Annotated in this window: 22 protein-coding genes and 1 pseudogene; 13 read left to right on the top strand and 10 right to left on the bottom strand. The window is 64.9% G+C overall.

What is annotated here, in order from left to right:
• Both KNW02_RS14675 and KNW02_RS14670 read right to left on the bottom strand, forming a co-directional pair.
• Positions 1–260: hypothetical protein (locus KNW02_RS14675; protein WP_216034030.1), on the bottom strand; the 260-nt coding region annotated here is incomplete at its 3' end.
• Positions 238–705 carry a hypothetical protein gene (locus KNW02_RS14670; protein WP_216034029.1) on the bottom strand — a complete coding sequence of 156 codons (468 nt, stop codon included), beginning with the start codon at positions 703–705 and terminating at the stop codon, positions 238–240. The genes KNW02_RS14670 and KNW02_RS14675, both read right to left, overlap by 23 nt.
• A gap of 45 nt (positions 706–750) precedes the next feature.
• Between KNW02_RS14670 and KNW02_RS14665 the strand changes: the two genes are divergently transcribed.
• From KNW02_RS14665 to KNW02_RS14645, 5 genes are read left to right on the top strand one after another with little or no spacing between them, the layout of a single operon-like run.
• Positions 751–2187, top strand: a complete 1437-nt coding sequence (locus KNW02_RS14665) for a hypothetical protein (protein ID WP_216034028.1) — start codon at positions 751–753, stop codon at positions 2185–2187.
• The gene (locus KNW02_RS14660; RefSeq protein ID WP_216034027.1) at positions 2184–2459 is read left to right on the top strand and encodes a hypothetical protein; all 276 of its coding nucleotides are present in this window, start codon (positions 2184–2186) and stop codon (positions 2457–2459) included. Before KNW02_RS14665 ends, KNW02_RS14660 begins: the two co-directional genes overlap by 4 nt.
• Before the next feature lie 8 nt (positions 2460–2467).
• Complete coding sequence (locus KNW02_RS14655; protein WP_216034026.1) at positions 2468–5584, top strand: hypothetical protein; 3117 nt, start codon at positions 2468–2470, stop codon at positions 5582–5584.
• The gene (locus tag KNW02_RS14650; protein ID WP_216034025.1) at positions 5581–8091 is read left to right on the top strand and encodes a hypothetical protein; all 2511 of its coding nucleotides are present in this window, start codon (positions 5581–5583) and stop codon (positions 8089–8091) included. Before KNW02_RS14655 ends, KNW02_RS14650 begins: the two co-directional genes overlap by 4 nt.
• Positions 8088–10313 carry an SGNH/GDSL hydrolase family protein gene (locus KNW02_RS14645; protein WP_216034024.1) on the top strand — a complete coding sequence of 742 codons (2226 nt, stop codon included), beginning with the start codon at positions 8088–8090 and terminating at the stop codon, positions 10311–10313. Before KNW02_RS14650 ends, KNW02_RS14645 begins: the two co-directional genes overlap by 4 nt.
• On the opposite strand, the gene tnpA is transcribed toward KNW02_RS14645, so the two are convergent.
• From tnpA to KNW02_RS14620, 6 genes and pseudogenes are all read right to left on the bottom strand, one after another.
• On the bottom strand, positions 10262–10681 hold the full coding sequence (tnpA, locus tag KNW02_RS14640) for an IS200/IS605 family transposase (RefSeq protein ID WP_216034023.1): 420 nt from the start codon (positions 10679–10681) through the stop codon (positions 10262–10264). The two genes, KNW02_RS14645 and tnpA, sit on opposite strands and share 52 nt — an antisense overlap.
• Before the next feature lie 107 nt (positions 10682–10788).
• Entirely contained in the window at positions 10789–12432 is a 1644-nt protein-coding gene (locus tag KNW02_RS14635) for a calcium-binding protein (RefSeq protein ID WP_431356761.1), read from the bottom strand.
• Between the two features lie 204 nt (positions 12433–12636).
• Positions 12637–12858: pseudogene (locus KNW02_RS21300) on the bottom strand (calcium-binding protein); the annotation flags it as partial.
• A gap of 405 nt (positions 12859–13263) precedes the next feature.
• Complete coding sequence (locus KNW02_RS14630; RefSeq protein ID WP_216034021.1) at positions 13264–13470, bottom strand: DUF2783 domain-containing protein; 207 nt, start codon at positions 13468–13470, stop codon at positions 13264–13266.
• On the bottom strand, positions 13467–15041 hold the full coding sequence (locus tag KNW02_RS14625; RefSeq protein ID WP_216034020.1) for an FAD-dependent oxidoreductase: 1575 nt from the start codon (positions 15039–15041) through the stop codon (positions 13467–13469). The genes KNW02_RS14630 and KNW02_RS14625 overlap by 4 nt, the downstream gene beginning before the upstream one ends.
• A 5-nt stretch (positions 15042–15046) precedes the next feature.
• Positions 15047–16006, bottom strand: a complete 960-nt coding sequence (locus tag KNW02_RS14620) for an MBL fold metallo-hydrolase (protein ID WP_216034019.1) — start codon at positions 16004–16006, stop codon at positions 15047–15049.
• 114 nt (positions 16007–16120) lie between these two features.
• Between KNW02_RS14620 and KNW02_RS14615 the strand changes: the two genes are divergently transcribed.
• From KNW02_RS14615 to KNW02_RS14585, 7 genes are all read left to right on the top strand, one after another.
• Positions 16121–16858: a helix-turn-helix transcriptional regulator gene (locus KNW02_RS14615; protein ID WP_252733905.1), complete on the top strand. Its 738-nt coding sequence runs from the start codon at positions 16121–16123 to the stop codon at positions 16856–16858.
• 136 nt (positions 16859–16994) lie between these two features.
• Positions 16995–18212 (top strand): fumarylacetoacetase, encoded by a 1218-nt coding sequence (gene fahA / locus KNW02_RS14610; protein WP_216034018.1) that lies wholly within the window; start codon positions 16995–16997, stop codon positions 18210–18212.
• Positions 18213–18222: 10 nt separating this feature from the next.
• Entirely contained in the window at positions 18223–18867 is a 645-nt protein-coding gene (gene maiA / locus KNW02_RS14605; RefSeq protein WP_216034017.1) for a maleylacetoacetate isomerase, read from the top strand.
• 26 nt (positions 18868–18893) lie between these two features.
• Positions 18894–19895 carry a TRAP transporter substrate-binding protein gene (locus KNW02_RS14600; protein ID WP_216034016.1) on the top strand — a complete coding sequence of 334 codons (1002 nt, stop codon included), beginning with the start codon at positions 18894–18896 and terminating at the stop codon, positions 19893–19895.
• A complete protein-coding gene (locus tag KNW02_RS14595) occupies positions 19895–20410 on the top strand; it encodes a TRAP transporter small permease (RefSeq protein WP_216034015.1) in 516 nt (171 codons plus the stop codon). Before KNW02_RS14600 ends, KNW02_RS14595 begins: the two co-directional genes overlap by 1 nt.
• Complete coding sequence (locus tag KNW02_RS14590; protein WP_216034014.1) at positions 20407–21717, top strand: TRAP transporter large permease; 1311 nt, start codon at positions 20407–20409, stop codon at positions 21715–21717. Before KNW02_RS14595 ends, KNW02_RS14590 begins: the two co-directional genes overlap by 4 nt.
• Before the next feature lie 127 nt (positions 21718–21844).
• The gene (locus tag KNW02_RS14585) at positions 21845–22339 is read left to right on the top strand and encodes a MarR family winged helix-turn-helix transcriptional regulator (RefSeq protein ID WP_216034013.1); all 495 of its coding nucleotides are present in this window, start codon (positions 21845–21847) and stop codon (positions 22337–22339) included.
• On the opposite strand, the gene KNW02_RS14580 is transcribed toward KNW02_RS14585, so the two are convergent.
• Entirely contained in the window at positions 22340–22765 is a 426-nt protein-coding gene (locus KNW02_RS14580; protein ID WP_216034012.1) for a MarR family winged helix-turn-helix transcriptional regulator, read from the bottom strand. It lies immediately after the preceding gene.
• Positions 22766–22919: 154 nt separating this feature from the next.
• Here KNW02_RS14580 and hmgA point away from each other — a divergent pair, with 154 nt between their 5' ends.
• Entirely contained in the window at positions 22920–24275 is a 1356-nt protein-coding gene (hmgA, locus tag KNW02_RS14575) for a homogentisate 1,2-dioxygenase (RefSeq protein ID WP_216034011.1), read from the top strand.
• 217 nt (positions 24276–24492) lie between these two features.
• On the opposite strand, the gene KNW02_RS14570 is transcribed toward hmgA, so the two are convergent.
• On the bottom strand, positions 24493–25218 hold the full coding sequence (locus KNW02_RS14570; RefSeq protein ID WP_216034010.1) for a ribonuclease activity regulator RraA: 726 nt from the start codon (positions 25216–25218) through the stop codon (positions 24493–24495).
• Between the last annotated feature and the right edge of the window lie 3 nt (positions 25219–25221).

Here is a 25221-nt window from a genome sequence, read left to right as displayed (position 1 = left end):
GGCCGAAACGTCCGAGAATGGTTTGCGGCCCGCAACCAGTTCGCCATAATGTTCGGCGAGCGCTTCGCCGCTTGAGTATCTGAAACTGCATGGGCCGGATCAGATACACAGAGTTCCTGACACTCCCCAAAATACTCCTGCACGATCCACGCATCGGCATCCGTCACCGCCCGGTCGTCGCCGTCGCTGTCCCACAACGCCTTGAGCATCGCCCCGCCGATATAGATGCTGGTCAGGTCACCCGGCCAGATCGTCGTCATCAGGTCGCCAGAACCCAGCCAGTCGGGGATCCCGGTGGCCGTCGCCAGCAGGCTGTTGCCGGTGCCGACCACAGCCTCTGTTTCGTCGATCAGTTCCCGCGATGGCGCCGCCGTGATCGTCGCGCTGGCGGTTTCCTCGTCCGCTGCCAGCCACGTTGCTGGCTGTCTCGACCCATACCAACGCGCCCTCGGCGGTGCTGGTGAAGCTGTCTCCGGTCATGCTGCCCGTCACGTCCACGCCGGCCTGCGTCAGCGTGCCGCTGACGGTGATCGGGGTGCTGCCGGCATAGGTGCCCTCGGTGATCGTGAACACCGCCCCTACGGGGCCGCTGGACGGGCTGATCGATGGCTCGGCCGTGTTGCTGGGCGCGATCAATGCCGCCTCTATCGGGCCGGCCTCGTTGCTGCCGGCCCAGTCGGTCGTGCCCTCGTCATTGGTCGCCATCTCGCGGACCTGCAGGACGGCGTCGACGCGGGCGAGTTCGTCCAGATGGACGGCGCCACGGCGCAGAGCTGGCGCGCGCGTGGTGTGACGACCGCGCAGACCAGGGCGGCGCAGGCCGATGCCGAAGCCGGTCGCGCGCGGGCCGAGGATGTGGGATCGGCCAGGCAGTTGTTCAGGGACGGGATCGAGGTCATGCGCAAGGGACAGCCCTTCGCGCGGACAACAGAAATCGACAAACTGTTGCAGGATCCTGAAATCGCGGCCCTGCCAGAGGCGCGCGAATATGCGGCGACGGCGATCCTGATCGAACAGAAGCCGGAAATCGCCGTGCTGCCGCCCGCGAAAAAGCGCGAACTGTTGGCCGAGCTTGAAAAGACCCCGATGGAAAAGGGCTATGAAAGCGATGTGGTCACGGCACTTCGCGGCATGATCGAGGCCGACACCAGGGGCTTTTCCGAGAACCCGATCGGCCGCGCCGGCGAGATCGGCTTGAAGACGGCACAGGTTCTGCCCGATCCGTCAACCTCCGATCCGGAAGTTCTGGTTCAGGCTTTGCGGGGGCGCGCGATCTATGCGCAGTCATTGCGTTCCGAAGGCTATGTGGACGCAGGAAAGGAACGACTGTTCACGCCTGACGAACGCGATCTGTGGTCGAAGGCGGTTGCGACGGACAGATCGCCCGCCGACCGGGCGGTGCTGGCCGGCACGATGGCGGCCGCGCTTGGCCCGCTGGCGGATGCCGCCGCGCGTGAGGTCGGTGCCGATCCGGTCTTCGCGCTGGTCGGCGGCGGGCTGGCCTTCGGGATGCCCCAGCAGACGGCCCGCGAGATTTTCGAGGGCCAGCGCGTCATCGAGGGGCAGCAGGTCAAGCTGCCGCCGGTAACGGATCGTCGCCAGGCATTCTTTGGCAGCTTCAGCAGCCTGTTCGCGGATGGCACGGCAGAGGGTTGGAAGGATCAGTCAGGCCCGCGCGACCAGATCGCAGAGGCCGCCGATGCGCTTTATGCCTATCGCATGCGGGACCAGATCGCGGCCGGCGAGGATGTGGGCGGCAAGATCGTGGAAAGCGCCTATCTTCAGGCCGTGCACGAGGTGATGGGCGGCACCGGCCGTTACGACAAGGGCGATGCGCGCGGCGGACTGCAGATGGTGAATGACCGCCTGACGATCATGCCGCCGGCCATTTCGGCCGACGACGTCAACGACCGCATGTTCGAACTGGCCGCCCGGATGGCGTCGCTGCAGATCGCGGACCTGGCCTGGTCCGCGATCGCCGTCAGCGGCAACCGCCCCGATCTGGGCGGCCAGCGCCCCGATCCCTACAGCATTCGCCGTATCGGCCTGCGGGCGGTCGGGCCGGACGAGTATGTCATGGTCTGGCCGAACCGTTCGACCGGGCAGTTGATGGTGGTGATGGGCGATGACGACAGGCCCGTCGTCATCAGTATGTCGGCCCTGGTCGAACGCGGAGTGCCGCAATGACCTGGTTCCTGAATTCCAGCCGCGATACGCCCGCCGGCGCACCGGCCCTTGGCGGCACCATTCCGGGCTGGGGGGAACAATATGTCGGCGCGGGGCTGGACCTGTGGAAGCGCCGCGACAGCTGGGGCAGCGAGAACCTGTACCGGCAGGAACTGGCGGACGAGATGGAACAGGCTCTGGGCGGCGGCATCCGCCGGCGCCTGACCTCGGGCGAGGACCTGAAGACTTACGACAATCCGAAGACCCGCGGCCATATATCGCCGCCCGCCTGATCGGCGAGTTGGGGCAATCGGGCGCCGACGGCTGGTTTTCCGGGTTGCCGACCACGGCGGACGAATTCGAGGCCGAGGTCCTGCGCCGCCGCAAGAATGATTTCGACGAAAACCGGGCCATGCTGGAACGGGGCGACAGCACCGTCGCCCAGCTGCTGGGCGAGATTTCGGCGACCTTTGCCGAACCCGCGAGCCTTGCGACCCTTCCGTTGGGTGGATCGATCAGGAATGCCGGGCGTTTCATTGCGACCGAGGCCGGGCTTGGCGTGGCTTCGGACATCCCCGGCGTGATCGCCGAACAACAGGTTGCAGGCGATCTGGGCTTCACGCCATCCGATCCCTTGACGGAACTGGGTGTTTCCGCCGTCGCGGGCGCCGGTTTTGCCTCTGTCTTCGTGGGCGCGGGCCGTGCCGTCGAGTATTTCCGCGGTCGGCGGCGTGCCGAGGTCGAGGCCCGTCCGGAAGGACGGCCCGGCATGGACTGGGAAGATGACGTCGAGGCGGCGGAAGCCGATCTGCGCAGTGGCCGCGAACCTGCACCGATGCCCGATCCGGCATTGCTGGGCGGCAATACCGGGATCGATGAAGGCTACTTCGCCGCCATCCGCAGCGCCGAAAGCGGCGGCAACGATGCTGCGCGGAACCCCCGTTCGTCCGCCACCGGGCGTTACCAGTTCACCTCTGACACATGGGCCGGCCTCATGCGCCAGCATCCCGCCCTTGGATTGACGGCCGACGGCCGGCTGGATCCGCAACAGCAGGAACTGGCGATCCGGGCCTTCACCCAGGACAATGCCGATGCCCTGCGCGCGGCCGGCCTGCCCGTGAACAGGGGCAACCTCTACGCGGCCCATTTCCTTGGTGCAGGAGATGCGCCCCGGGTGCTGCGCGCGTCGCCCGACGCGATGCTGACCGATCTTCTGTCGCCATCCGTCATCACGGCGAACCCGTTCCTGCGCGGCATGAGGGTGCAGGATTTTCGCGCCTGGACCATGCGCAAGACCGGCGGTCCTGGCGGCGGCACCGGTCCCGGCGAAGATTTCCAGCCGCTGCCTGCGGGCGATCAGTTTTCCTGGGCGCAGTCGCAGTCCCAACCCCTGCCCGATTTCGGCCAGGTCACATCGCCGGGCGGCATGTCGGTCGATGTGCGCTACCGGGTGGCGGACCTGTCGGAACTGCGCGCGGCGACGGGCGAACTGCAACCGCGCGACCGCAGCCGCAGCGCCAGCGACGAACAGATCGCGGGCATCGCCCGGAACCTCGATCCGCGCCGGCTGATGCCATCGCCCGAGGGTCAGACGGGCACGCCGATCGTCGGCGCGGACGGCATCGTCGAAAGCGGCAATGGCCGGGTCGGCGCGCTGAACCGCGCGGCGGTCGAACATCCGGACCGATATCAGGCCTATGTCCGCGCGATCGAGGACGCCGGTTTCGAGATCCCCGAAGGTGTGGCGCGGCCGGTGCTGATCGGCGAGCGGGTGACCGATCTCGATTTCGACGGTCGCCGCCGTTGGGTGCGCGAGAACAACACGTCATCGACCGGGCGGATGAGCGCGACCGAACAGGCCGGGCTGGATGCGGATTACCTGACCCAGCACGCCTTCGACGGTTACCGGTCCGGGCGCGGCCTGAACAGCGTCGAGAACACCGATTTCGTCCGCCGGGTCTTTGCCGCCATGCCGCAGGCCGAACGCGCGGCGCTGATGACCGATGACGGCCGGCTGAACATCGACGGGCTGCGGCGGCTGCGGCAGGCCCTGTTTGCCCGTGCCTTCGACGCCGGCGACCTGCTGAAGCTGCTGGCAGAGACGGAACATCCGGCGGTCGAGAACCTGCTGCGGATGCTGGAGGACCTGGCCCCCGACTGGGCCGCGTTCCGCGCGATGGTCGAGGCCGGGCAGGTGCGGCCGGAATTCGACATCACCGATCAGCTGATGGATGTCGTCCGGATCATCGCCAAGGCCCGCACCGGCAACCGCGAAGGGCAAAGCGTCATTGCCGCACTGCGCGACAGGCTGGCCCAGGGCGACATGTTCGCGGCCCGCGATCGCGACATGGCCGACGCGCTGATCGGCGCTTTCTATCGCGGCAATCGCGCGCGCCCGCCCGAGGCGACGGCGTCAATCCTGCAACGCTATATCGCGGATGCCGAGGCCTTCGGCCGCGCCGACATCGAGGACCTGCTGGGCGGAGACGAGGCCCTGAGCCCGCTGTCCGCGTTGCGCAGCGCGATCGAGGCGCAGGATGCGCGGGCGCCCATGCCCGGACAGTTCGCCACAGACGCGCAGGAAGGGGCCGCAGAGAGCCTCATCGACATTCGGGCACTGGACCGCATGGAAACGCCCGATGGCGCCCAGAGCCCCGCCCTGATGCGCGCCACCGATGCGGCGCGGCGCGATCTGGCCGAACAGCCAGAGGTCGGTCCGTTCGGTCCCGTACTGCGCGAGTTCACAGACAGACCGGAAGACGCCATCGCGAAGCTGATGGAATTGAAGGAAGGCGAAGTGCCGGATGCGGTCATCCATCCGCTTTTCGACGGGCCGATCGGTTTCGTTTTCGGGCGCACCGATCAGCCAGCAGCGTCGGGTCAGATGCGAAGCGGATATGGCTTGGCACACATCGCCGCCGATCACGGCGCCAACGTCCTGCGGGAATTGCCTGCCGTGATGCGAAATGGCGTGGTCTATCGCGACCCAAAAGGTCAGCCCAAACGCTATATCGTCGATGGCGAAAATCCTGCGCGGGTGGTCGTGGTCCGCGAGCTCTGGGACAATGATCGGAAAAACTGGGTCGTAACCAGTTTCGACGATGACATCGGGGATTTTGCTGACCGGTCCCAGTGGGAAGCGTTCCGGGTCACTGGGCTTGGCGAGGAACGGGCTCCATCCCCGACCGGTCCAGGCGAGGATATCCCGTCGACCGCCGATTTTCAAGGTGACGAGGTGCAGCAGGCGATCGCGGATGCCCGCGCGGCACTGGAAGCGGACCCCGGCCTGACCATCCGCCTGGATGAAGGCGAGGGCGCGCAAGCCTACGCGCTGGACGAGGTGCTGGCCAGCCTCGACCAGGACGAGGCCCTGATCGCGCGCATGACCAGCTGTTCGCTGAAAGGAGCCCCGAAATGAACTTTGCCGACTGCCTTCAGGCGGCCGTGGCCGCGGGCGAACTGAACCCCGAACGCGCCAAACTGGCCCAGCAACGCTGGCGCGAGCTGAGCGACAGGTACGAGACCGCCGGCATGTCCCCGGCCGATGCACGCCAGACGGCCGCGGATGAGCTGGTCACAGGCATCACCAGGGAAGTGATCAAACGCCGGCATGTCACTGTCCGTCAGCTGCAGACCCTGCAGAAGAACCAGGCGCGATACGCCAATGCCGACGATCCTGACCTTCTGCTGCAGGATGTCGAACATATCCAGAGCGAGGCCGGCACCATCTTCAAGCAGGCCATGTCCGGGCTGCAACAGTTCCTGGCCGATCACCGCGAGGACATCTTTGGCCGGGTGCGCGACCGCGCGCAGCTGCAGGACATCCTGCGCGAGTTGCATGGCGAGGACAGCGGCAACGCCAATGCCAAGGCAATCGCTGGGGGGGTAGATCAGGCGCGCGAACGCCTGCGCAACATGTTCAACAGCCTTGGCGGCGATATCGGCAAGCTGGACGATTACGGCGTCGCCCATGTCCATGACGGTCAGAAGCTGCGGGCGGCCGGTTTCGATGTGTGGTTCGACGACATCTGGCAGCGGCTGGACTGGAACCGGATCGAGAACTTCAAGACCGGAAAGCCCTTCGCGCCCAGCAAGGGCGTGAGGCCGTTCCGCGAAGACGCCATCGCCTTCCTGCGGCCGATCTTCGATGAAATCACCACCAAGGGCTGGGCCGACCGGACGCCGGGTTTCAGCGTCGGCGCGCGCGCGCTGTTCAACGGGCGCGGCGAACATCGCGTCCTGCACTTCAGGTCGGCCGACGACTGGATGGAGTATAACGACAGCTTCGGCGGCCAGAACACGTTCGAAGCGATCATCGGCCAGTTTCACACGATGTCGCGCGATATCGCCCGGATGCGCGCTTTCGGTCCCAATCCGAAGGCGGGCCTGGAGAATGCCATTCAGGTTCTTGAAAAGGCGGCGCAGCTGGCGCCGCGCAATCCGAAGGCGGCGAAGGCCGGCGTCTTCCGCCGCGTCCTGCGGCTGGGGCTGCAGCCCGAGGAACTGGTCCAGATGAAGGCCAGGAAGGCCCGGGTGATGATGGGGATCCTGTCGGGCGAGCTGAACCGCCCCGTCGATCAGGCCACGGCCTCGATCCTGGCCGGGACGCGCAACCTGCTGACCGCCGCGCAGCTGGGTTCGGCGACGATCTCGCAGGTGACGGACCTGCCGTCGATGCGGCTGGCGGCCAGGGCGATCGGGCTGAACCCGAATTCGCCGCTGAAGCTGCTGTTCAACAACGTCCTGAACGGCATGGATCCGACGGTGGCGAAGGATCTGGGCTTTATCCTGGACAGCTGGGCGCAGTCGTCGGCCACCTATGCGCGGTTCGCGGGCGATATCTGGTCGCCCGAACTGACCGGCCGGATCAGCAATTTCGTGCTGAAGGCCAACGGCATGACCTACCTGACCGATCGCGAGCGGGTCGCGGTCGCGATGGCCTTCGGCAGCGACATGGCCGGCATGGCGGGCAGAAGCTTCGACCAGTTGCCGAAGAACATGCAGAACTTCATGTCGAACCGCGGCATCGATGCCCGCGACTGGGACCTGCTGCGCGATCCGTCGGTCATCTATACCGATGCGCAGGGCGGCAAGCACCTGAACCCGAACTGGTTCCGCGACGCCAGCAGCCTGCCCGCGCACGAGGCCGAGGACCTGGCGATCAGGTTCGGCGCGCTGATCGAGGATCACATCGAGATGTCGATCCCCAGCAGCAGCCTGCGCGGCCGCGCCAGCCTCATCGGCGAGAACCGCCCCGGCACCTGGACGGGCGAGCTGATGCGATCGTCGATGATGTACAAGGGTTTCGTGCTGTCGCAGCTGTTCAACCAGATGCGGCGGGTCCGCGAACTGGACGGCGACATCGGCACGCGCGCCTGGTATGCCGCGACCATGGTCGCGCAGCTGACCGCCTATGGCGCGCTGGCGGTGCAGCTGAAGGAGATCGCCAAAGGCCGCGACCCGCGTCCGATGATCAGCGGAAAGTTCTGGGCCGCGGCCTTCATGCAGGGTGGCGGCGTCGGCATCTTCGGCGATTTCTTCAGCGCCAGCACCAGCCGCGCGGGCGGCGGCTTCGGCGAAACGCTGGCCGGCCCGGTTGTCGGCCTGGCCAGCGACGTCAGCCGCGCCGTCGGCTCGAACGTCGCGCGCATGGCCGAGGGCAAGTCGCCCCTGATCGGGCGCGACATTGCCAGTCTCGGACGGCGCTACAATCCGCTGGCGACGCTGTGGCCGACGCGGATCGCGCTGGACCGGCTGGTTTGGGACCAGCTGCAGCTGCTGCTGGACCCCGAGGCCGAGGAACAGTGGTACCAGGCCGAACGGCGCATGAAGCGGAACTACGGCACGGAAAGCTGGTGGCAGCGCGGCGATCTTCGCCCGCGCCGCGCGCCCGATCCCGGCAACATCATCGGAGCTGTGCAATGACGATCGAGGTCTTCGAACCCGCGCCGATCTATGACATCCAGGGCATCGGGCCCTACGCCATCCCGCATCCCTACGAGGCTGGCGCCATTCGCGCGGCGATCATCTATCAGGGCGAGTTTGACGATCTGACACCCGTCGATTTCAACGTGGTGCCGATGGCCGCCGCGATCGAGGGAAATCTGTTCCTGACACCCGCGGCGGCGGCCAGGTATGCAGGGCGGCGCCTGGCCATCATGCGCGATACGGACGAGGAACAGGGATGGGCCGGCATCCTGGGCGAGCGAGAGCGGGGCCTCGAAACCCAGCTGGACCGCATCGTCATGATCCTGCAGGAACTGTCGAAGGACCTGAGCCACAGCATTCGCGGCATCAATCCGATGAAGCCATTCGTCCCGGAGGACGGGCATTCGATCGTGTTTGAGGACGGCAATCCCGCCGTCGGTCCTGATGTCAGCGCCCTGACCTATGCCGAGGCATACGCGGAGCGCGCCGAGGCTGCGGCCGAAATCACGCTGGCGGCCGCAAACTTCACGTTTCCTGATCGCCAAAGCCTGCTGGCCGATACGCGTGCATTCGGCGCGAACACCGTCATCCAGACGCGGCGCGAGGGTGAAGCGTTTGAGGTCGCGCCGACAAATGCAAGCGATCATCATTTCACCACTGCCGGGGGCGTGAAGCTGTACGAGATGGGGCCACTGTTCTCGACGCGCGCCCGGCTGGCCCAGGCTGTCTCACGGGGGCGCTTTTCAGAAGGGCGCGTCGTCTTTGTCCGCAATCGCCGGTATCGTGTAGACGAGCTTGGCATCGACGGGCTGTGCATCGTCGACGCCGATTGGTCGGGGCGGTTCGAGACACTGCAGGCTCGCGCTCTGGACGGGCAGGCCCTGGCCTTTGCGTGCTATGGCGACAGCACCACGGACGGCAATCAGACCACCGGCTGGACCGCGAACCCGACAAACGGAAGTGGAGATGCTATTGGCGGTGCCGCGCATACCCCGCCGAATGCCTGGCCCGCGGAGGCGCAGTCCATCCTGCGCGCCATGACCAAAAACAGCAACATCAGCTTTTGGAACGCCGGCTACGGCGGCAAGGATCTGGTCACGGGCTGGGCGCGCAGAAACTTTCTGCCAGCCATCATCAACAACCCTGCTTACGGCGTCCCGAACGCCTGCCTGTTCGCCTTTGGCCTGAATGACATGGTGCGCCCCGAGTTCAGTCTGGACGCCGTGATTTCCGAGACCACCTATCTGTTCAACCTTTGCGATTTCCACAACATCGTGCCGATCGTCCTGACCCCCGATCCGGTGATGCAGGGAACGCCCCGCCAGGGCGGGCAGTTGCAGCGGTTCATGTCCATGATGCGCCGTGTTGCGGAACAGTTCGGCGTCACGGTCATCGACAACCACCGGGCGCTATCTGAGGTTTTCAGCGCGTCAGGCACAAACGAGCTTTGGGCCTATCACCAGCCGGACGGGCTGCATTTCACCGATACGGGCCATCGGATGAAGGGGGCGCATGTGGCCGCCTGCCTCTTCGCCAACACCCTCTGGCTGGACGAGACGCGCAACGAAAATGTCGCCGCATGGTCCCGCCACTGCAATTCGCACGGCAACACCTACAGCCTTTATACCGATGTCAACAACGCCTTCGGTGCATCGATGAACATCAGCGCCGGCACATATGCCGTGGGCGACGTGCTGCTGGATCTGTGGTGCTGGACGAAAAGCAGCAACATCGCCGCGTTCTGGCGCAGCGTGGACGGCGAGGGGTTTTATAGCCCGCGCCCGCTGGCATCGGCGCCAGTGCCGTCCTGGGGCTCGTATCTGAACGGTGCCAATGCCGACCTGCGGATCCCGACCGCCGGCAATGCTCAGGGCGCGAGCCTTGATCGGGAAAGTGAAACGCCTTGCCATCTGGCGGAGATGACCGCCGGTCTGAACAGGCTCCGGTACAAGGCGCCGTTGGATACGAACGCCAACCAGGTCTTCCTGGGATATTTCTCGTTTCGCAGCACGCAGGTGCCACGGGCGGTCACCGGCTATTGGCCGCCAAGCCGCTTCATGCGGGCTTCAGGCCGCAGACCTGCCCACGAACAGCGGAAAACGGTGAAAATTCGAGGTGCCCTTAGAGATGAGCTACGCAAGATCGTCGACATCGAACAAGTGAACCACTACCGGCTGACGCCGGTAGCATCCCGTTTTCGATGCAGTTCCAGATACTGAAGTATGATGTCGTCGGTGACATTGCCCGAGGTTGTCGAGAAATATCCGCGGGCCCAGAACCGCCTGCCCCAATATCGTTTGCGCAGGTCCGGGAACTCCATCTGGATGCGGCGTGACGACCGGCCCTTGATGCGCTGCATCACATCCGACAGCGACAGTTTCGGCGGGATCGACAGGAACATGTGGACATGGTCACGCGCCAGCACACCGCGGACGATATGCACGCCCATCTCGTCGCAGGTCTGGCGGATGATCTCGCGGAGACGTTCCCGCATCGGGCCCTGCAGAACCCTGTAGCGGTATTTGGTCGCCCAGACGACGTGGAACCTGTGGTAGAATCGCGTGTGCGCAGAGGGCGAATAGCGCATGATATTCAGTCGTTTGGATATAGCAAGACAAGCATCCGGAACCGCAGATCAGCGGACCTGACCCGTGCCGGTCAGATGTGGATGGCACCCACGCCACGGGCTCTGCATCATACCCAAATCATGAAGTCGCCCGCGACATAGTCGGATGCCCGCGTCGCTCCGTCCGCGATCCTCAGCATCATCTCGGCACCGGGATCGGCATCTACATTGAAATAGACCCAGCTCTCGGTTCCATTGTCGCGTAGCCAGACCGTTCCGGCACCGCCGGCGGTCGTGCCGTTGAAGCTGAAAGCCTGACGACCCGCCTGCGTGATGTCGGCGTCGAAGTAGCCGAGAAAGATGCGGTCGCCCGGGGCAGCGCCCGCGCCGCCGAAACCCGAAATGAGATCGGCACCGGCGTTCAATCCCGAATCGCTCAGGCGATAAAACCGGAAGGTGTCGGCACCGCCGCCACCGATGAGCACATCCGTTCCGGCACCGCCTTCGATCAGGTCGTTGCCGGCATCGCCCTTGATGGTATCGTTCCCGTCCTGGCCGCGGAGATCGTCGTTGCCATTGCCGCCCATGAGCCTGTCGCCATCGGCGCCTCCGCGGATGATGTCGTCGCCTCCAAGACCCCAGATCTGGTCGTCGCCAGCGAGGCCGGAGAGAGAGTCGCTGCCCTCCGTCCCGGTCAGCCTGTCATTCCCCTTTCCAGTCTCGACCTCTTCAAAACTCCGGACGACCGTGCCGGTCCATCCTGTCTCTCCGGTCCGAAGATCAATCGTGACGTCGCCGGTTGCCCGGAAGAAGCTGATCGCATCAAAACCGAGATTGCCGTCCAGCGTCTGTCCGGCGCCACCGCTGGACTCGATGGTGTCGTTCCCGGTTCCACCATCGTACAAGCCCCGGCCAGAAACAGCGATCTGGTCGTTGCCGGCATTCCCGTAAACGGTATCGATGCCGGACGAGGTGATCCAGTCGTTACCCACTCCGCCCCGGATCAGGTTGTTTCCGACGCCGCCCGAAAGCCAATCATCGCCACCCATGCCGGCCAGTTCGTCGTCGCCAGCATCGCCATTGATCCAGTCTGCTCCGTCATAACCCCAGATGGAATCCGCGCCTTGCCCGCCAAAAAGTGCGTCATCACCGGCATAACCGAAAATGCGGTCGCCGCCGCCGCTGCCATCGATATGATCGTCGGTCTCCGTTCCCCAGATCGTATCGTTTCCATCACCGCTGTGCAGGACCTCGAACCCCTGAACTGAAAGGTCCGGTGTCCATGTCGCCCCCGTTTTCAGATTGATGGCATGGCCGGCGGTCGTCTGCTGTATGAAAAGCGTATCCCGCCCCGCCCCGCCGCGCAGGGTCAGGCCCCCTTCGATGGTGGCGTAGACATAGTCGTCTCCCGCACCACCATCGTACACACCCGGACCGCCGACATAGATAAAGTCACTCCCTTCGCCGCCATAGACGGTACCGAAGCCACTGCCGCTATTGATGAGGTCGTCACCCGCGCCGCCCCTGATCACATCCCTGCCATCGCCGCCATCCAGATAGTCATTGCCCGCGCCGCCATCGAGGAGATCGTCTCCGGCCTCGCCGCGCAAGTTGTCGCGCCCGTCATATCCATGCAGCGAATCGTTGCCGGCACCGCCATAGACGGAATCGTTTCCGCCCATCGCATGGACCACGTCGTTTCCGCCGTATGTGGAGGCTCTGTCGTCCGCATTCGTTCCGATGAGCCGGTCATTCCCCTCTCCGGTGTCAATGCGTTCGAACCCGGATATGGTCTTGCCGGCGGTAAGGTTGACCGACTTGCGCAGGTCGATGACGAGATCGCTGATGATCGAGGTCAGATCCAGGTAATCGTCACCGGCGCCGCCTTTCAGCGTTTCCCGGCCCGCTCCGGAGACCGCGATCCGGTCATTGCCGGCGCCGCCATCGGCATAGCCCTGACCACTGGTCGTGAGCCGATCATTGCCATTGCCGCCATAGAGGTGGTTGATCCCGCTACCGGCGCGCAGATGATCATCGCCCTCCATGCCCCAGAGCGTGTCGTTGCCTGTATCGCCCGCAAGGGTGTCGTTGCCGCCATCGCCACGCAGGCTGTCGTTCCCCGAACCACCGCTGATATAGTCATTACCGCCCAAGCCTGAAACCGTGTCGTCGCCGTCATTCATGTAGGCTTGATCCGCGGTATTCGTTCCCGTCCAGGCTTCGCTGCCGTTGGTGCCCTAGTGGTTTGCCATGGGTCACGTCCTCTGGTACTTCGACATGCAACTGGTTAAGCGATCTGATGGCTCTGTAGCCCGTGGTGATCTATTTTGGAAGTCGCCCAGAGCCGGGCTCACTTACCGGGGCCGAATTCCGCAACTGCCATCCTTTCCATCCGAGCAGGGCGGATATCCGGGACGCCCGAACGCAACCCACCAATGCGGCTCGTCGTGAAACATTCAGCCTGGCTTTGATCATGTGGCCGCCCCCGACGGCATCGGTGTGCCTCCGGTGATCAACAAAGGAGAGCGTCCTGTCGGAAACAGTCACGGGCGGGCTCGACGGATCTGCAGGACCGGGCCGCAGCTTTCCGAAGCAGGTGGATGTCAGCGCCGCACGTTTTCTTCGCCGCTTGCGACGGCGATGGCCTGTTCGATCACCGCGCGGTCGCCAATATGGTTGACCAGTGTCAGGACCAGCCGCGACCAGACCCTGAGGCTCTCGGCCTCGCTCAGCCCGTCATGCAACTGGACCAGTTGCGCATAGATATCGTCCGGGTCGGACAGGTTGGGGGTGGTGATCAACCCGCTCATGCCTCGCCTCCTTTTGCGCGGACCCATGCGGCGGCAATCGCGGCCGCGTCGGGTTGCCGCCAGCGTGCGGCGACATATTGATCGGGACGCACCAGACAGGCACCCCCTTCGGCCGGTGCCAGGCGCTCGGCCGCGATGCCGTCGACGGGCAGGACGCGCAGGCCCGCCGGGGCCTCACCCTGCCAGCCATGGCTCAGCAGCACGAAATCGCCGTCCAGCCGATCAAGCAGCCAGCCATCGCCGCAGGGCGCGTCCAGAACCGGGCTGCCGGGGGCCACGCCGCCCGTCCAGTCGTCCCGGTCGGGCGTGGACAGCCGCGATGCCGGATAGCTGACCGGCGTGGACAGGCGTCCCGAATTCACCAGGGGCCGGGCGAATTCATGGTCCTGCGCCAGTTCCAGCACCGCATCGCGCAGCGCCCGGCTGGCCGTGGACTTGGGCGTCAGGAAATCGGTCGAGCGGCTGGAGTTCAGGATGTTCTCATCCGCCGTTGCAATCGCCTCGTCGTTATAGGTTTCGATCAGGTCTTCGGATGCCTCGCCGCGCAGGACCAGATCCAGCTTCCAGCCCAGATTGTCGATATCGGCGAAACCGCCATTGCAGCCGCGCGCCCCGAAAGGCGACACCAGATGCGCCGAGTCGCCGGCGAAAATGGTCCGGCCATGCACGAAACGGGCCATGCGCCGGCACTGGAAGGTGTAGACGCTGTACCATTCGCGCTCGAACTCGACCTCGTCGCCCAGCATGGCGCGAATGAAGGGCTCGACATTCTCGGGGCGCGTCGCCGCCTCGCGGTCGATGTCCCAGCCAAGCTGGAAATCCAGCCGCCAGACATCGTCGGGCTGGCGGTGCATCAGTGCCGACTGGCCGGGGTTGAAGGGCGGATCGAACCAGAACCAGCGCTCGGGCGGCATCTGCCGATCCTTCATGCGGATATCCGCGATCAGGAAGTTGTCCTCGAACACCCGGCCCTCGAAATCCAGACCCAGCCTGTCGCGCACCGTCGAGCGCGAGCCGTCGCAGGCGATCAGCCATTCCGCCTTCAGCAGGTAGCGGCCATCAACGGTCGAGATGTCCAGTGTGACGCCGTCCTGCGCCGGGGTCACGCCCTCGATCTCGTGGCCCCAGCGGATCTCGACATTGGGCAGGGCCGACAGCCCGTCCAGCAGATATTCCTCGATGTAATATTGCTGGATGTTGATGAAACCCGGCCGCTTCTGGTTTTTGACCGCCAGCATGTCGAACTGATAGACGGGCTGGTCGCCCTTCCCCCAGAACACCTTGCCGACGTTCCAGGTCACGCCTTTCTCGACCGCCGGATCGCCGACGCCCAGCCGATCCAGAATGTCCAGCGACCGCTTGGAAAAGCAGATCGCCTTCGAGCAATGGGCGATGAAGTCGAGCCGGGTCACCACCGTCACCGCATGGCCCCGCCGGCCCAGATCCAGCGCCATGGCAAGGCCCACCGGCCCTGCCCCGGCGATGACGATGCGGGCGTGATCCTCGGGCACGGCAGGCGCGGGGGTTGCGCCGATCTGCCTGTAGACGCGGATTGCCGAAACATGCGCCATGGCGGTCACCCCTGCAGCTTGGCCCAGACCTCGCGGTCGCGTTCGGCCGTCCAGATGCGCGGATGCTCGATCCCGTCATATTCGTCCCACAGCCGCTGCACGTCGAAGGGCAGGCAATGCTCGAAGATCGGCCAGGCGCCGAATTCGGGGGCCAGCGCATCGCGCGTAGCCTCGAAGGCCGCCCTCAGGTCACCGCCGGCCTTGTGGGCACGGCCGACATTCTCGATCATGCCGTGCAGGAACTTGCGGGTCTGTTCGACCGCGGCATCGGTTTCGGCCACGCCGCGGGCCACGGCGCCGCGTCCGCCGATCAGGTTCTCGGACCGGTAGGCCTTGACCTTGTCCAGCGTGTCGCCGGCCCAGTCGAAATGATAGGCGTCGCCGGTATAGAGCGCGGCCTTGGCCTCGACCAGATCGCCGGCATAGAGGGTGCGGGTCTTGTCGTGCCAGACGGTGATGTCGCCGCCGGTATGGCCGCGCCCCAGAAAGCGCAGTTCCAGCTTGCCGCGATCGCCGCCCAGGTCGATGTCGTAGTCGCGCTCGAAGGTGATGGTGGGCCAGGTCAGGCCGGGAACCTCGTCGGCATTCTTGGCCAGGCGCGGCATCCGGCCGAATTCGCTTTTCCAGTCCTCTTCGCCACGTTCGGCCACAAGGTCGCGCGAGGCGTTCGACATGATGATGTCGCCCGCGTCGAAGGCGCTGGCACCCAGCACCCGCACGGCATGGTAATGAGTCAGGATCAGATAGCGGATCGGCTTGTCGGTCTGTTCGCGCAGGATCTTCAGCCAGTCGCGCGACGCCGATGGCGTGGCCCGCGATTCGATGGCGACGACGAAATCCTCGCCCTCGACGGCGCCGACATTGGGATCACCCTCGGCGGTCAGCGCATAGACGCCATCGCCAAGGGTTTCCAGCGTATCGGTTTTTTCGACCGTGTCGGCCGACGATGCAAAGGGTTTGCTCATCTTTCTTTCTCTCGCGTTTTTCAGCTGGAATTACGTTGAGATCATTTCTAATGAAACGATCTTGACTTGTATGTCTGTAGGTCTAATGACAGAAGGCAAGACGGAGGATCATTCATGGCTTCGGTTGGCCTGATCGACCCGGATCGTGCGGCGGCGGTGCTGGATGCCCGCGATCTTGGCCTGTTCTCGGAGCGGCTGCTGGAAGCGGCGCATTCGGCGGCCGGTATTGAGGAACTGTTCGCCTATCGCGTCGCTGAGGGCGCCCCTGAAACGCTGGCCTCGTCCAGCGATCTGGGGGATGTGGCCGAACGCGCCGAAGCCTATGCCCGACGCTATCACCGCAGCGATCCGGCGGTGGCCGCACGGCTGGCGGCGCGGCCGGGGAATGCCTTCGTCTGCCGCATCCCGGCCGAGGCGATCGAACTTGGTGCCTATCGCAAACTGTGTTTCGAGCAACCGCGATTCTCGGAAAAGATCTGTTTCGGGTGGAAGGCGCAGGATTACAGCCTCGTGGTCACCTTCTATCAGCGCCGCCGACAGGATGAGGTCGACATGGCGCAACTGGGCGCGCTGGCGCAGATCGCGATCACCGGGCTGACGCGGCTGATGCGCCCGCACCCGAAGGGCGCCTCGCTGATCGGGACGATCGAAGCCCGGCTGGCCGCAAGCCATCCCGTGCTGACGGGCAGGGAAAATCAGGTCTGCGCGCGCACGCTGGCCGGGCGGACGGCCCGGCAGATCGGCGCGGAACTGGGGCTGGGCACCGGCACCGTGCTGACCTATCGCCAGCGCGCCTATCAGAAGCTCCGCATGTCGAAGTCGAGCGACCTTCTCGCCTCGATCATGACGTGACGCGGGCGGGGATCAACCCGATCCGGGCAGAAAATGGTTGCACTTGAAACGAAATCTGCTACTGATGGTGACCGTAAGGCGCTGCGTCATCGCCTCTCTGCCGCGATGACACGCTTCAGAAAACAGGAGGTATCATATGCCGGCGGCTGGACAGCCGTTGCGTAGCTGGGTTTCGGCTGCGAACGGAAAAGACTGCGATTTCCCCATTCAGAATCTGCCTTACGGCGTGTTTTCCATGGCCGGCGAGTCCCCCCGCTGTGGCGTTGCCATCGGCGATATGATCGTCGATCTGGCCACCTGCGAGACGCGCGGCCTGCTGGATGCGGGTGGCACTTTCGCCCGACCGCAACTGAATGATTTCATCGCCCTGGGTCGGGATAAGTGGGATGAGATCCGGGATCGCCTGACCGGGCTTCTGGCCGAGGGCGGCGACGACAGCCTGCCGCTGGTCGCCATGGCGGATGCCACGCTGCACCTGCCGATCCGGGTGACCGAGTTCACGGATTTCTACGCCTCGAAGAACCACGCCTTCAATGTCGGCGTGCTGTTCCGCGGCCCCGAGAATGCCTTGCCCGCTCAATGGACCCACATGCCGATAGGCTATAACGGCCGAGCCTCCTCGGTGGTGGTGTCGGGCACCGAGATCCGCCGCCCGATGGGGCAGGTGAAGGGCGAAGCCGGGCCGGAATGGACCGCCTGCCGCCGGCTGGATCTGGAACTGGAACTGGGCGCCATCGTCGGCGCAGACAGCCGCATGGGCGAACGTGTGAGCGTCGAAGAGGCCGAACAGATGATCTTCGGCTATGTGCTGCTGAACGACTGGTCGGCCCGCGACATTCAGGCGTGGGAATATCAGCCGCTGGGACCGTTCCAGTCCAAGGCGCTTGGCACCACGATCAGCCCCTGGATTGTCACGCAGGCCGCGCTGGAGCCGTTCCGCTGCAAGGGCGCCGCGCGGGTGAATCCGTTGCTGCCCTATCTGCAGGAAAGCCGTCCGGGCTTTTACGACATGACCATCGGCTGGACCATGAACGGGCAGGCCATGGGCCGGACCAATTACAACGTCATGTATTACTCCAGCGCCCAGCAACTGGCCCATCACACCGAGTCGGGCTGCCCGATGCGGGTGGGCGATCTGCTGGGATCGGGCACCATCTCGGGTCCCGGCCCCGAGCAGACAGGCGCGCTTCTGGAAATGACACAGGGCGGCAGGGACGCGGTGCGGGTCAATGGCGAGGACCGGACCTTCATCGAGGACGGCGACGAGGTCGGGCTTTACGCCTTTGCCGAAGGCGGCGGCTACCGGGTGGGTTTCGGCCCCTGCCACGGCCGCATCCTGCCCGCGAACGAGTGAGTGCGGCGGCGTGGGAAACCGGATCGTCCTGCATGATTACTGGAGGTCCTCGGCCTCCTACCGGGTGCGGATCGCACTGGCGCTGAAAGGCGTCGCCCATGACCGCGTCTCCGTCGATCTGGTCGCCGGCGCACAGCGCGGGGCCGCGCATCTGACGCTGAACCCGCAGGGACTGGTGCCGGCGCTGGACATCGACGGGCTGGTGCTGACGCAATCGCTGGCGATCCTCGAATATCTTGAGGAGACGCGGCCCGAGCCGCCGCTTCTGCCCGCGGAACCCGCGGCCCGCGCGCATGTCCGCGCCCTGTCGCTGGCGGTGGCCTGCGAGATTCACCCGATCTCGAACCTGGCCATCCTGTCCCGGGTCGAGCAACTGGCGGGTGCCGAGGCACGCACGACATGGAACCGGGACAACATCGCCACCGGCCTGACCGCGATCGAGGCAATGCTGGATCATCCCGGTTTCTCGGGGCGGTTCTGTCTGGGCGACGCCCCCGGCATGGCCGACTGCACGCTGATGCCACAGCTTTACAACGCCAGCCGCTGGGGCGTCGATGTCGGCCATCTGCCCCGCATCTCGGCCGTGGCCGTGGCCTGCCGGAACCATCCGGCCTTTGCTGCGGCGCATCCGGATAATTTCGACCCTTTGCGTTAGACGAAGAACCTTCAGGGAGAGAGAAGATGAAATCACTGAAACTTGCGCTTGCCGGCCTGCTGCTGTCGGGCACCCCGCTGATGGCGCAGGAACTGATCATGTCGTCCTGGCTGCCGCCCAAACATCCGATCGTCATCAACGCCTTCGAGCCCTGGGCCGAAGAGGTCGAGAAGGTCACCGAGGGCCGCGTCACCGTGCGGATCATGGGCAAGCCGCTGGGCAGCCCGCCGGCGCATTTCGACATGGCCCGCGACGGCATCGCCGATGTGACCTATGGCCTGCATTCCTTCACCGAGGACGACCGCTTTACCCGCGCGCGGCTGGGACAGTTCAGCTTCCTCGGCGACGATGCCATCGCCAATTCCACGGCCTACTGGTCGATCTATGGCGGCCAGCTGGATGCCGCGGCGGAACATGAGGGCACGCATCTGCTGGGCCTGTTCATGCACGGGCCCGGGCTCTTGCACAACAATGTCCGCAAGATCGAGACCACCGCCGACATGCAGGGGCTGAAGCTGCGGGTGCCCGGCGGCTATGTGGGCGATCTGGTCACGGCGCTTGGCGCGACGCCTCTGTTCATGTCCTCGACCGAGGTTTACGAAAAGCTGTCGCGTGGCGTGATCGACGGGGTGACCTTCACCTATGAGGCGATGACCGCCTTCAACCTGGTCGATGACATCAAGTATTCGATGACCGTGCCGGGCGGCATCTACAACACCACCTGGTTCTTCGTCGTCAACGAGGACAAGTGGGAAAGCCTGTCCGAGGCGGACCGCGCCGCGATCGACGCGATTTCAGGCGAAGCCTTCGCCGAGCGCGTGGGCAAGGCCTGGAATGACGCCGACACGACCGCGCAAGGGGAAATCGGCGACAAGGTCGATTTCTACCAGGCCCCGGACGCCGTGGTCTCGGCCCTCAAGGCGGCCGCCGGCAAGCTGGAACAGGCATGGTCGGACGGGCTTGGCGACGGCTATGACGGCATGGCCGCGCTGGCCGAGTTCCGCGGCATGACCGGGATTCAGATGTGATGACCTCTGAGACCCCGTTGCCAGAGGGTCCGGCCCCGGACATGATCCCGGGGCGGACACCGCACCGGCAGACCGCCTGGTATCGCGTGCTGGCGGCAGTTTCGGCCCTGCTGATCCTGTTGCTGATCGCAGTGACCTGCATCGATGTGGTCGGGCGCTATGCGCTGAACCGGCCCTTCGGCGGCGCCTATGAGCTGACGCAGATGCTGCTGGCGGCGCTGGTCTTCTCGGCGCTGCCGCTGACCAGCGCCGATGGCGGCCATGTCGAGGTCGATCTGGCGCTGCATCTGCTTCCGCGCCCGCTTCAGCTGCTGCTGGGCCGGCTTGCGGGGGCGGCGTCAGCGCTGGTCCTGGCCTATTTCGCCTGGCGTCTGGTGCTGATCGGCATGGACCAGTTGCAAGAGGGCACGCGCAGCGCGTCGCTTGCCCTGCCGATGGCGCCGCTGGCCTTTCTGGGCGCCGCAAGCTGCGTGGTATCGGCCCTCGCTATGATCCTGCGCCAGGAGGCCCCATGACCATTTCCCTGATCGCCCTCGTCGTGTTGCTGGCGATGGTCTTCATCCGCATCCCCATCGCCTTCGCAATGGCCATTGTCGGCGGTGTCGGCTTCGGATTGCTGCGTGGCTGGGGGCCTGCTGGCGCGATGGTCGGCAATGCGGTCTTCGAGACCGGGCTGAACTATTCGCTGTCGGTGGTGCCGCTGTTCATCTTCATGGGCAACGTGCTGGCCGGATCGGGCATCGCGCAGGGGCTGTTCTCGGCCGCCGACCGGGTCTTCGGGCGGATGCGCGGCGGGCTGGCCATGGCGACGGTGCTGTCCTGCGGCGGTTTTTCGGCCGTCTGCGGATCTTCGCTGGCCACGGCGGCGACCATGTCCAAGGTCACCATGCCCTCGATGCGCCGCTTCGGCTATTCCGACAGCCTGGCGACCGGCGCCATCGCGGCCGGGGGAACGCTGGGGATCCTGATCCCGCCGTCGGTGGTGCTGATCATCTTCGGCCTGCTGACCGAGGCGGATATCGGCAAGCTGTTCCTGGCCGGCATCATTCCCGGCATCCTTGGCATCATCGGCTATCTGCTGGCGGTGATGGTCGCCGTCCGGCTGAAGCCGGAACTGGCCCCGCAGGTCGGCGAGGTTCATCCGATGAGCCGCAGCGATGCGATCAGCGTGATCGCGGTGCTGGGCCTGTTCGTCTTCATCATGGCCGGCATCTATGGCGGCTTCTTCACCCCGATCGAGGCCGCCGGCATGGGCGCCGCCGCCGCCCTGCTGATCGCCTTCGCCACCGGAGGCATGACCCGGGGGGCGCTATGGACCGCATTTCTGGACAGCGCGACCGCCTCGGCGATGATCTTCGCCATCATCATCGGGGCCGAGATCTTCAGCAATTTCGTCACCTTCGCCGGTCTGCCCGACAGCCTGTCCGACATCGTCGAACAGCTGGGCCTTTCGTCATGGGCGGTGCTGCTGGTGATCGTGGTGATCTACATGGTGCTGGGCTGCTTTCTGGAAAGCCTGTCGATGATCCTGCTGACCGTGCCGGTCTTCTATCCGCTGGTCTCGGATCTCGATTTCGGGCTGCAGATCCTGCAGGATCCGGATGCGGTGCTGATCTGGTTCGGCATCATCGTGGTGGTGGTGACCGAGATCAGCCTGATCACGCCACCCATCGGCATGAATGTCTTCGTGCTGCGCTCGGTGCTGCCGGATGTCTCGCTGGGGACGATCTTCCGGGGCGTCTTTGTCTTCTGGGTCGCGGATATCGTCCGGCTTCTGCTGATCATCGCGCTGCCGGTGCTGTCGCTCTATCTTGCGACCTGATGAACGGGCGTCCGCGGGCGGCATCTCGGCGGGCGCCCTGCCAAATGGCCCGAGGCTTGATTTTCCACGGCCCGGAAGGCATCCGTTTCAGACGAAACCATCCATTTCCTTAGCCGGCAGATGACCCATGCACATTGAGACGTTCTTTCCCTACCGGCTGGCGGTCGTGGCCGAGCGGTTTTCGCGGCAGCTGGTGGCGGTCTATGGCCGGCAGCACGGGCTTTCGCGCGAGGAATGGCGGCTGTTGTTCCTGCTGGAAGATGCCGGGTCACTGGATTCGCTGCAATTGTCACAACGAACCTCGCTGGACAAGGTTCAGGTCAGCCGGGCGGCGACGCGGCTGGAAGAAAAGGGTCTGATTACCCGCACCATCCTGGGTTCGGACCGGCGCTTGCGGAACTATGCCATCACCGATGAGGGCCGCCGGCTGTTCCGGCAGGCCTTCGGCGATGTCGAGGTACAGGCCGCCCGGATCCTCGAGGCGATGCCGGCCCGTGACCGCGCCGCGCTGGAACGCGGGATCGAGGCGCTGGACCGGGCCATCGCAAAGGCGACGCAGCCAGAGGCCGGACAGGATGGCCGGTCGCAAGCCGCTGACCCCGTCCCCGGGCGGGGCAGGTAATCAGCGATCGGGCGCGATCAGGCGGCGCAATGCCCGATCCAGTGTCGCGGCCTCGGGGCCGAGATCTGCCAGCAACTCGGCCTGGAACTCCTCGGCGATGCGGCCCAGCCGCCGCATCAGCGCGCGGCCCTCATCGGTCAGTTCCAGCACGATCAGCCGGCGGTCGGTCTCATGTTCCGACTTTCGGACCATCCCGGCCTCTTCCAGCCGCGTCGCCGCCCGGCTGACCATCGACTTGTCCAGATTCACGCGGATATTGATGTCGCGCACACTGACGGCACCGGATCGGCCCAGATGCGCCAGCACCCGCCATTCCGGAATGGTCAGCCCGGCCTCGGCCTCATAGCGTGCCGCGAATCGGCGGCTGATCTGCGCGGCCGCCACGCTGAGGCGGTAGGGCAGGAACTCATCCAGATCGAACGACATGCCTCTCTCCTTGTCCCTGAAAGAGCATCACAATCTCGTTGCCGCCGCAACAAAAACGTCACGCCTGAGGGAATGTCGATTGACATTGTTGCTATTGCAACGGTATGGTCGTTGCACAAGAAATGAAATTCCGTCCCGGGAAGGAGGAGCCTCGATGACCACCCATGATCTTCCGCGCGGCATGGTCCGCGCCACCAGCAGCATCGGCACCCACGAAGGCTACATGCCCGGTTTTGGCAATGATTTCGAAACCGAGGCACTGCCGGGCGCACTGCCGCAGGGCATGAACTCACCCCAGAAATGCAACTATGGCCTTTATGGCGAACAGTTGTCGGGCACCGCCTTCACCGCCAATCCGCCCGAGCGAACCTGGTGCTATCGCATCCGCCCCAGCGTCAAGCACTCGACCCGCTACAAGAAGATCGACGTGCCTTACTGGAAATCGGCCCCCAATGTGCTGCCCGACGTGACCAGCCTCGGCCAGTATCGCTGGGACCCGGTGCCGCAGACCGGGGAAAAGCTGAACTGGATCACCGGCATGCGCACCATGACCACGGCGGGCGATGTGAACACGCAGGTCGGCATGGCCGCACATATCTATCTGGTGACCGAGTCGATGAAGGACGAATATTTCTTCTCGGCCGACAGCGAATTGCTGGTCGTCCCGCAGGAGGGCCGTCTGCGCTTTGCGACCGAACTGGGCATCATCGACCTTGAACCCAAGGAAATCGCCATCATCCCGCGCGGCATGGTCTACCGGGTCGAGGTTCTGGAAGGCCCGGCCCGCGGCTTTGTCTGCGAGAATTACGGCCAGAAGTTCGAACTGCCCGGCCGCGGCCCGATCGGCGCCAACTGCATGGCCAATCCGCGCGACTTCAAGGCCCCCGTCGCCGCCTTCGAGGATCGCGAGGCGCCCTCGACCGTGACCGTCAAGTGGTGCGGCCAGTTCCACGAGACGAAGATCGCGCAAAGCCCGCTGGACGTGGTGGCCTGGCACGGCAACTACACCGCCTACAAATACGATCTGCGCAATTACTGCCCGGTCGGGGCGATCCTGTTCGACCATCCCGACCCCTCGATCTTCACTGTGCTGACCGCCCCTTCCGGTGTGCCGGGGACGGCCAATATCGACTTCGTGCTGTTCCGCGAGCGCTGGATGGTGATGGAAAACACCTTCCGCCCGCCCTGGTATCACAAGAACATCATGTCCGAACTGATGGGCAACATCTACGGCCAGTACGACGCCAAGCCGCACGGCTTCGTGCCGGGCGGCATGTCGCTGCATAACATGATGCTGCCGCACGGACCGGACCGCGAAGCCTTCGAGGGCGCCAGCAATGCCGATCTGAAGCCCGAAAAGCTGGACAACACCATGTCCTTCATGTTCGAGACCCGCTTTCCGCAGCAACTGACCGAGTTTGCAGGCAAGGAAGCGCCGTTGCAGGACGACTATATCGACTGCTGGGACAGCCTGGAGAAGAAGTTCGACGGCACCTCTGGCATAAAGTGACACACCTCCGAGCGGTTCTTCTGCAATCGCCCCGCGCCGTTTTCTGCAACGCGGACCGAAAGGCCCGGTTGCAGAAAACCGGGCCGGCGCGAGTGTCCCCCGCCACCAAGGCCGGCCGCCGCTTGCCATTCCGTGCGCAGCATTGCGCAGGTCAAGCCGAAATGCACCGACAGGGGGGCCGACTTCACAGCTCAGGGCATAAGAACCCCGGTGGCGCTCAGCGGCCGGTCTTCCTGCGCCAGGCGTCGTATTTCTGCTGGTTCTCGTCCTTCGTGCAGGGGTAGAGGCCGATGATCGCGGCGCCGCCAAGAACCTCTTCCAGAACGAAATCCTCAAAGCTCTCCATGCCGGTGCATTCGTCGGCGATCTCACCGGCCAGATGCGCGGGAATGACCATCACGCCGTCCTTGTCGCCGACCAGAACGTCGCCCGGAAACACCGCCGCGTCGCCGCATGAGATCGGAACATTGATGTCCAGCGCCTCGTGCAGGGTCAGGTTGGTCGGGGCCGAAGGCTTGGCGTAATAGGCCGGCATGTCAAGCTTGCCGATGCCCTCGGCATCGCGCATCCCGGCATCGGTGACCACACCCGCCGCGCCGCGCATGGCCAGCCGGGTGATCAGGATGGACCCGGCTGTGGCAGCCCGTGCGTCCTTGCGGCCATCCATCACCAGGACATGGCCCGCCGGGCAGGTTTCGACGGCGACACGCTGCGGGTGATCGGGGTTGCGGAACACGGTGATCGGGTTGCGATCCTCGCGCGCGGGAATATAGCGCAGGGTAAAGGCCGGCCCGACCATGTTCTCGTCCTTGGGGGCGACGGGCACGACGCCCTGAATGAACTGGTTGCGCAGACCACGCTTGTAAAGCGCCGTCGCGATCGACGCGGTGGACACCTTTTTCAGCTTGGCGCGGGTTTCGTCGGAAAGGGTGTGTTCGGTCATGAT

The organism is Paracoccus marinaquae (assembly GCF_018860165.1).
GTDB classification, from domain to species: Bacteria; Pseudomonadota; Alphaproteobacteria; order Rhodobacterales; family Rhodobacteraceae; genus Paracoccus; species Paracoccus marinaquae.
Note: the sequence above shows the minus strand (reverse complement) of the source record. Positions and strands in the feature narration are given on the sequence as shown.